The 7,198-nt window shown below is 54.4% G+C and carries 6 protein-coding genes; all 6 read right to left on the bottom strand.

Annotation, left to right across the window (positions count from 1 at the left end; genetic code table 11):
* On the bottom strand, window positions 1-1,101 hold a 1,101-nt coding region (locus K5905_RS23100), incomplete at its 3' end, for a flagellar hook-length control protein FliK (RefSeq protein WP_297588277.1).
* Entirely contained in the window at window positions 1,098-2,327 is a 1,230-nt protein-coding gene (locus K5905_RS23095) for a chemotaxis protein (RefSeq protein WP_297588275.1), read from the bottom strand. The genes K5905_RS23100 and K5905_RS23095, both read right to left, overlap by 4 nt.
* Window positions 2,327-3,808 (bottom strand): MotB family protein, encoded by a 1,482-nt coding sequence (locus K5905_RS23090; protein WP_297588273.1) that lies wholly within the window; start codon window positions 3,806-3,808, stop codon window positions 2,327-2,329. The genes K5905_RS23095 and K5905_RS23090 overlap by 1 nt, the downstream gene beginning before the upstream one ends.
* Complete coding sequence (locus K5905_RS23085; protein ID WP_297588269.1) at window positions 3,808-4,446, bottom strand: hypothetical protein; 639 nt, start codon at window positions 4,444-4,446, stop codon at window positions 3,808-3,810. Before K5905_RS23085 ends, K5905_RS23090 begins: the two co-directional genes overlap by 1 nt.
* Complete coding sequence (gene fliF / locus K5905_RS23080) at window positions 4,446-6,092, bottom strand: flagellar basal-body MS-ring/collar protein FliF (protein WP_297588267.1); 1,647 nt, start codon at window positions 6,090-6,092, stop codon at window positions 4,446-4,448. The genes K5905_RS23085 and fliF overlap by 1 nt, the downstream gene beginning before the upstream one ends.
* 141 nt (window positions 6,093-6,233) lie before the next feature.
* Window positions 6,234-7,157, bottom strand: a complete 924-nt coding sequence (locus tag K5905_RS23075) for a flagellin (protein WP_297588265.1) — start codon at window positions 7,155-7,157, stop codon at window positions 6,234-6,236.
* Window positions 7,158-7,198 lie beyond the last annotated feature (41 nt).

The following is a 7,198-nucleotide window of genomic DNA, read 5'->3' as shown; positions in this document are numbered from 1 at the left end:
CGATTGACCGGACTGTATCGACACCCTGTCATCAACGCTCTGAACGGTGATCGTGTCTGCCTTGAAACCGGTTGTACGCAACATCTGATCGAGGAGCTGCCGATCTTGCTTCAGCAATTCAGCCGTTTGCGCCTTGCTGGTAAGCAGTGTCACCTCGACGCTCTCTCCAACCATTCTCAGCGAGACCTTGACTGATCCGAGCTCGTGCGGCGTGAGCTGAATATCCAGAGTTTTCAAAACTGGTCCCTCGGCCCTTGTACTCAAGCCCGACTGTTGAACAGAATTACCGACCGCTGCTTCCTTCAAGTATGTCGCGACCTGATCACCAACCTGCTGCGCAGGTGACAGGCGCATGTTTGGTGCGAAATGGGTTTCCTGGCGAAGAACTTTAACGTTGCCGGCAGCTTCATCGGGCAGGTGCAATCCGCCTGCTGACCTTGCCGAAGGTGTGTCTCCTACAGTTTCTGGTTCAATGCCGAATTGAGCGAACAGAGATGAGGTCCCGGTATTTGTAACATTTGACAAATCAGCCTTTCCAAGAGGACCCGGTGTTTTGGCTGATTGATTGGACGAATCCGAAACCGATTGGTTCCGGGCATTTTCCGAGGACGCCCTGATGTCGTGTATACGCGCCTGAGCTCCAATGACCGGGTCAGCAGACAGGCGAGTGAAGGTCGCAGGAGCTTGAGCGGTAGAACCCCCTTTTTCGTTCTTGGGTCCAGGTTCAGTATCACCGAGAATTTCGCCTTTCTCACCTTGACCAAGAACGTTCCGAGACGCCTTGCGAAGTGCATCTGTCAAATTGCTGGTCGCGAACGCTACTGAACCATTTGAGCCTTCAGCGCTGCTTTCACCAATGGTGACTTCTGTTTGGAGTTTCTGCCCCACACCCTGCTCGGAACCATTTTGCGTCGTAGCTTTCGAGGTGTCCTTTTTTCCGTCTTCCGAAACGGGACCCTCGCCGTTTTTCATACCCTTGAGTACGGATTGAAATTTGGCAGCAGTATCGCAGGAAAGCGTATCTCCTGCCTCACCACTTCCACCGGCAGGCTTGCCGGATTTTGCTGGAACTTGAACCAAAGGATGCGTGTTCAGGCTCATTTTGGCTCTCCCAACTGTGTGAGTGACTTTTCGGTCCGGCGCAGAAGTTTTTCAGCGATTTCCATGTCCGGTGTGAGCCAGGGCCTTTCTGCAGGAGCATCCATATTGCTCGCGACATTGAATTCGCCGATCACATTTTCAGGTGGCTCCGGAAAATGACGAACAGAATTCAGAACCGTATAGACACCCTGGAGAAGGTCCAGGTCGTCTTGAGACAACATGTTCTTGTCGATTGACCAGAGCAGGTTCCGATTTTCCGTCATGGCGTCGGCATCAAGCCTTGTTGCTGCAAGGTAGATCTTCAGAAGTTCTCTTTCTTTCGTTCCTGCAACAGCCAGAACGAGAGCTTCGTCGGTGGATTTTCGAGCAACCTGCATATGCCCTGCCAAAAGAGCTGAACGAGCAAGCCTCAGGTAAAGCCCGCGCCTTGAATCGGCATCGAACTCGCGCAGCACGTCATCGAGCAGGCGGAACTTGTCCTCACTTTGTACAAAACCGAGCGTATCCAGCGCCACTGCGAACCGGCGGCGGAAATCGCCGGCGTATACGGAGCTTCTGAACCTGCGCAAATACCGGATACTTAGGACGCGGAACCGCTCAACATCCGCCATCATACCGGCAACAAAAACTTCCCTGCGAAGAGCAGCTTCCTCAACAAGCGTTCCAGGCATCAGCAAACTGGCGACCTGAAGCAATTCCATAGCCTTGACCGGGTCCTTGCGAATGAATGGAGCAGCCTTCACAAGGGCTACATGTCCTCCGAGGCTCGCCGGTAACTCCAAAGGATCGATGTCAGCCAACAACTCCTGCATCTCATCCTCGCGGCCTTCGACATAGGCAAGCGAAGCTTCCATCAGTTTCTTGTCGACGGACGGCAAAGGTTCCAGTGAGAGGAGGTGCTTCATCACCTTGGGGTGTCCGCCGCTGAGGAGATGAACAACAGCTGCCCGCGCGTTGCGCGGATCCTGCCAGGTCTCGACAGGAAGTTCGACAAAAGTCCGGTCCATCTTCGCCAGCAGTTTCCGTTGCGCCTGCATGGCATGGGTATTGCCCTTTGCAATCTGCTCCTGAAGCGCCTGAAGAGACCTGATCATTTCAATCGGAAAATGATCTGCATCGGTTCCGGACTGTTCCTGAGCGCCCCCCGCCGTACTCCATAACAAAACGAGAATTGCAGCCGGTATCAGTCCGAAGTTTCTTGGTATCCAATCGGAAAGGACAGCCATCATTGCCCTCCTTCCAGAAGATAGATTTCAATCCGTCGATTACCTGCTGCAAATGGATCGTCAGGGTCTTTAAGATGCCGATCGGCGTAGCCTTCTACCCTGTCGAAACGTTCCTTTGAGACACCGCCACGCGTGAGCATGTAAAGAGCCATATGCGCTCTGGCGGAGGACAGACGCCAATTGTCGTAGGTCTTGCTGCGGAAAGGACGCGCGTCCGTATGTCCCTTGATGACGATCTGGCCGGTTGTGCCGGTAATCACCTCACCGATCCGCTTGAGCAACTTGACCAGTTCCGGACGCGGTTCTGCCGAACCGATGGCAAACATGCCGAAATTCTGGTCGTCGGTAAGGCTGATCAAAGTGCCTTCGCTCTCGCGCGTCACCTTGATCTGACTGGCTGTTGCCTCAAGAACGGTTCCCCTGGTTCCCGTCAGAACTTCAGAAAGTTTGGTAACGATGGTTTGCGCTGCTGTCTTTGATGAATCGGAAACGGCACGGGCTTGCCTTCCGTCATCTGCCGGCTGCGCAACAACATTTGCGGCCTTTCCGGCAAACCGGCCCATAACGTGCGCAACCACGGGGTCCAATTCGCCATTGCCACCAAAGGGTTTCCCTTCCCTGGACTTGTCGAATTCATAAGAGGTTCCCCCCGAACCGACCAAAGGTTCGACAGCTTCCGAAACGTCGACAGTCCCCTTGGTGTCTTCACGAAGTTCACCGGCTATGGTTGCACGATTGTCCTCAGAGGGTGCCCCCCAGGCAAACTCGCCTTCCAGATCCAGATTACTGGGCCCCGATCCTTCCCCCTCTCCCATCGGCTCCTTGAATGGTTCCGGGTTGACACCTTCTACGCCACGACCAGGGCGAAACTGCCAAAACATGGGATCGAACGGATCACGATAGGCCTGGCCGCCTTGTGTGCCCTCATTCTTTTGCAGACCGGTACCAATGCCTCGCGGGCTATCCTCATCAGATTTTTCGACCCGAATTTTTTCAGACAGCGTATCGAGCACCGCGTAGGGATCGGAAAACAGGATTGATTCAGAATGAATCTGGGTAAATTGTCCGGATGCCGGGACCGCTCCCTGTTCCGGTTTCTCTTCGGCTTCCTCAATCTTGTGACCCGTTTCCAATCCCTGTCCAAAATTTTCATCCTGATCTACGGGAGCTTCTGAACCGCCAAGTTTTCCCATGAAGAGCTTTGTGCCGTTTTCATTGGTATCGCCATTGATCTGAGGATCGTTCAAACCTTTTCGGTTCGGCGCTGTAGACGCGAGTTTGACCGGGTTGAAATACTGTGCGACGCCGCGACGAACGCTGTCGTCGGTTACATTGATCAGCCACATGACGAGGAAGAACGCCATCAAGGCGGTCATGAAGTCCGCATAGGCTATCTTCCACACACCGTGCGTAGGTTCGGCATCTTCCCAGCTGTTCTTGCGCCGGACAATGACAATTTCATTCGGGACACCATCCAACATCAATCTGCCTCCCGATGCAGGTCTTCCAGCTGCGCGAGCCATTGGCTCAACCTGGTTTCGATCGTGGTTTCATCAAGCAACGCGACCAGCTCCAGCTGTTCTGTGATCTCGGTGTCTATCCGATCCCGCAAGGCCGGAAGATGTTCCAACACCTGCTCAATAAGGTTTTCAGGGCCACGCAGGCGTATCAGGACCTCATCTTTTTCTTGTGTTAACTGCCGAAGATTGCCTGCGAAGGCCGAGACAAGTTTTTCTGTTATTTGCTGTTCCAGGAATGGGTGAAGCAGCTTGGTCAGCGAATAAGAAATCCTTTGCTCCACAACATCGAGAAAGCGCTCTATAGATGCGCTGACATTCGCAGCTTCGCGCATTTCAAAACGGAGACGCTCTTCTTCAAGCAGCTTGAGATGCGTTTCACGTTCTCTTTCAAGTAGCGCCTCATAGTGCGCCCGCGTTCTTGCATCCCCCTCGGCGATCCCTCGCTCAAACTCGGCCTGAAGCCGGTCTTCTTCACTTGGTGTGGGAACCTGATCCTCATCCGGCTCAAGCACGTCCACCAGAGCCGGGTCAAAAGATGTCAGGGATTTGAACTTGGGGATCGAAAGTACCGGAATGTGAGAAGATGCTGATGTCGACATTAGACACGCTCCGATTCATAGAGCCATTGACGCAGGATTGCGGCGGACTGTTCCTCGTTGAATTCGAGCAGCGACTCCAGTTTCTTCAACGCAGACTGATTGCGCTTGCTGTTAAGGTCCTGAAGAAGATCGGAGTGGTCCGGCGGAACGAGAAAGCTCTGCTCGCCATCCATGGCTTCCGCTGGAATTTCCACCCCTTCCGGCAGCATGCCCAACTCAGCCATTTCAACCTGCGGCTTGGCAACCTGAGGCACCAAAGCGGCAACGGCGGGACGCAATCCGAACCAGATCACCAGCATCGAAACTGTCAGAATTGCGACGGCATTGATTATGTTGCCGGACTGGCGAAGCAGGTATTCTGAGATGCTGATCGGCGGGATCGGCGCCATCGCACGACCTCCGTCAACGAAGTCGACCACAGCCACTTTGACATGATCTCCCCGACTGTTCTCGACACCGGCCGAAGAGGCGACAAGAGCTTCAATTTCGATCAGTTGCTCGTCGATCTGTGCCTGGGTTGGATCACCACCGAGAGATTGCGCAAGTCGGGATTGATCAACAAGAACCGCTATCGAAAGTTTTGAAACTCGGTAGCCATCCTGAGACGTCTCGATCCGCTTGGAGGAAATCTCGTAGTTGACGGTCTCTTCACGGCGCTCGTTTTCTTCCGTCGAGCGCTCACCATTTTCTGCCGCGACGTCTTCCTCCGGCAGATTTTGTTCGACGGTTGTCGGAGCGGTCGTGCTTGAATTCTGCGCATTTTCATTTTCCCGAACCGTCCTGACCGATCGTTCAATTCGTGAGTCCGGATCAAAGATCGTTTCTGCAATCAGTTTCCGATCGGTGTTGAGTTCGGCGGCTACGCTGACCTGAAAATTTTCCAATCCGAGATAGGGTGTCAGTGTTTTGCGGATATTTTCCTGAATCCGGTTGCTGACGGCCGTTTCCAGGCTCGCCATCTGTCCGGCAGATGCCTTGGTCGGATCCTTACCCGCCGCGAGTATGCCGCCGGACGTATCCAGTACCGTCACCTGGTTGGCTTCCATTCCCGGCACACCAGCTGCCACCAGGTGGCGGATGGCGTCCGCGGTTCTCACATCATCGGGTACATCGGACCGGATCACGACGGAGGCGGACGGCGGTTGTTGATCGCGGCGAAAGGAACCTTTTTCCGGCAGGACGATATGAACCCGGGCGGCCCGAATTCCTTTCATCAGCTGGATAGTGCGGGCAAGTTCACCCTCAAGTGCACGCACTCTGGTGACTTCCTGCATGAACGAGGTCAAACCAAGAGACCCCAACTCGTCAAAGAGTTCGTATCCAGAATTCGCACCGCGTGGCAGTCCCTTCTCGGCAAGCAACATGCGAGCCTTTGCAGTCTGGGCATGACTGACCAGCACGGATGTTCCATCGGAACTGATATCGAACTGGATACCCGCATCCCGGAGCGCTGATCCGATGCGGGTCACGTCCTCACCGTCAAGTCCGGTGTAAAGAGCGGTCTGTTCTGGACGGCTCAGGTAATAGGCACCTGCCCCCACTGTCGCGATTGTCGCGAGCCCGACAAGAGCGAGCGCGATCAATCTGCGGACGCCCAGCTCCATCAGGTTTGCCCAAAGTTTTTCGGCGTGTTCACGGCCCGGCATGCCTAACCCCTTCATGCGCGTATCGTTTCATTTGAGCCACTATCGGGTTGGGAGCTTGTGTGAGCCTGTCATTCGCCGCATCGAACAAAAAAAGACCGCACCCCGAAAGGCGCGGTCTTCTCTTCCAAAAATCCGTACGGATTAACGGAACAGGGACAGAATGTTCTGGGAACCCTGGTTGGCGATCGACAGCGCCTGAATACCGAGCTGCTGCTGTGTCTGCAGAGCCTGGAGGCGGGTCGATTCTTTGTTCATGTCAGCGTCGACGAGCTGACCGACACCACGGTCGATGGCATCACGCAGAGCGGAAACGAAATCCTTCTGCAGATCCACACGGCTTTTCACGGATCCGAGCGTGGTTGCAGCATCGGTGATTTCACCAAGAGCCGTGTCCACACCAGTAATGACAGTATCCAGACCAGCAAGGTCGGCATCGGTCACGGCGGAGATATCAAGATCCGCAATGCCGTTACCGGTGATGTTGGTCAGGGCAGCAAAACCACGGTCCTGATCGAGGATACCCGATTGGTCAGCGGCGTCATAAAGTTCGGTACCGGTGGTGTCGATAGTGATCGTCTGAACTGTGATGGTACCACCTGCGCGGCTGAAGGAAGCCACGATGTCTTTGTTGGCGGAGTAACCAGCAGCACCGGAATCGACCGACAGCCAGTTTTCACCGTTAAAGACAGCCGAGTCAGCAGTGGACTTCAGCTGGTTCTGCAGCTCGTTGATGTCGGCCTGGATCTTGCCACGGTCGACACCAGGTGTCTTGGCGGCAACAACTTTGGCCTTGATTTCGTTCATGACATCAACAGTGCTGTCCATTGCAGTGTACATAACGTCGACAGTAGCAGCACCAAGGCCGAGAGAGTCTTCAACGGCGCCAAGTGCCATGTTGTCGGAACGCATGGTTGTTGCGATGGACCAGTAAGCTGCGTTGTCTTCCGCGCCGGAAACACGATAACCGGTCGAGATACGGTTTTGCGTCTCAGCCAGGTTATTGTTTGTGCTCCGCAGGGTCTGCAGAGCGGTCATTGCGGAAGCGTTGGTCATCAAGCTAGACATGATATGTCCCTTTCAATGTTTCAGTAGGTACTGGAATTGGT

The sequence above is a fragment of the Roseibium sp. genome, from assembly GCF_025698965.1.
Taxonomy (GTDB): domain Bacteria; phylum Pseudomonadota; class Alphaproteobacteria; order Rhizobiales; family Stappiaceae; genus Roseibium.
This window is presented reverse-complemented; position numbering and strand designations above follow the sequence as displayed.

Bases quoted from the DNA above. Each gene is read 5' to 3' on its own strand.
- K5905_RS23075 (WP_297588265.1), bottom strand. From the start codon at position 7,157: ATGTCTAGCTTGATGACCAACGCTTCCGCAATGACCGCTCTGCAGACC.
- K5905_RS23090 (WP_297588273.1), bottom strand. From the start codon at position 3,808: ATGTTGGATGGTGTCCCGAATGAAATTGTCATTGTCCGGCGCAAGAAC.
- K5905_RS23085 (WP_297588269.1), bottom strand. From the start codon at position 4,446: ATGTCGACATCAGCATCTTCTCACATTCCGGTACTTTCGATCCCCAAG.
- fliF (WP_297588267.1), bottom strand. From the start codon at position 6,092: ATGCCGGGCCGTGAACACGCCGAAAAACTTTGGGCAAACCTGATGGAG.
- K5905_RS23095 (WP_297588275.1), bottom strand. From the start codon at position 2,327: ATGGCTGTCCTTTCCGATTGGATACCAAGAAACTTCGGACTGATACCG.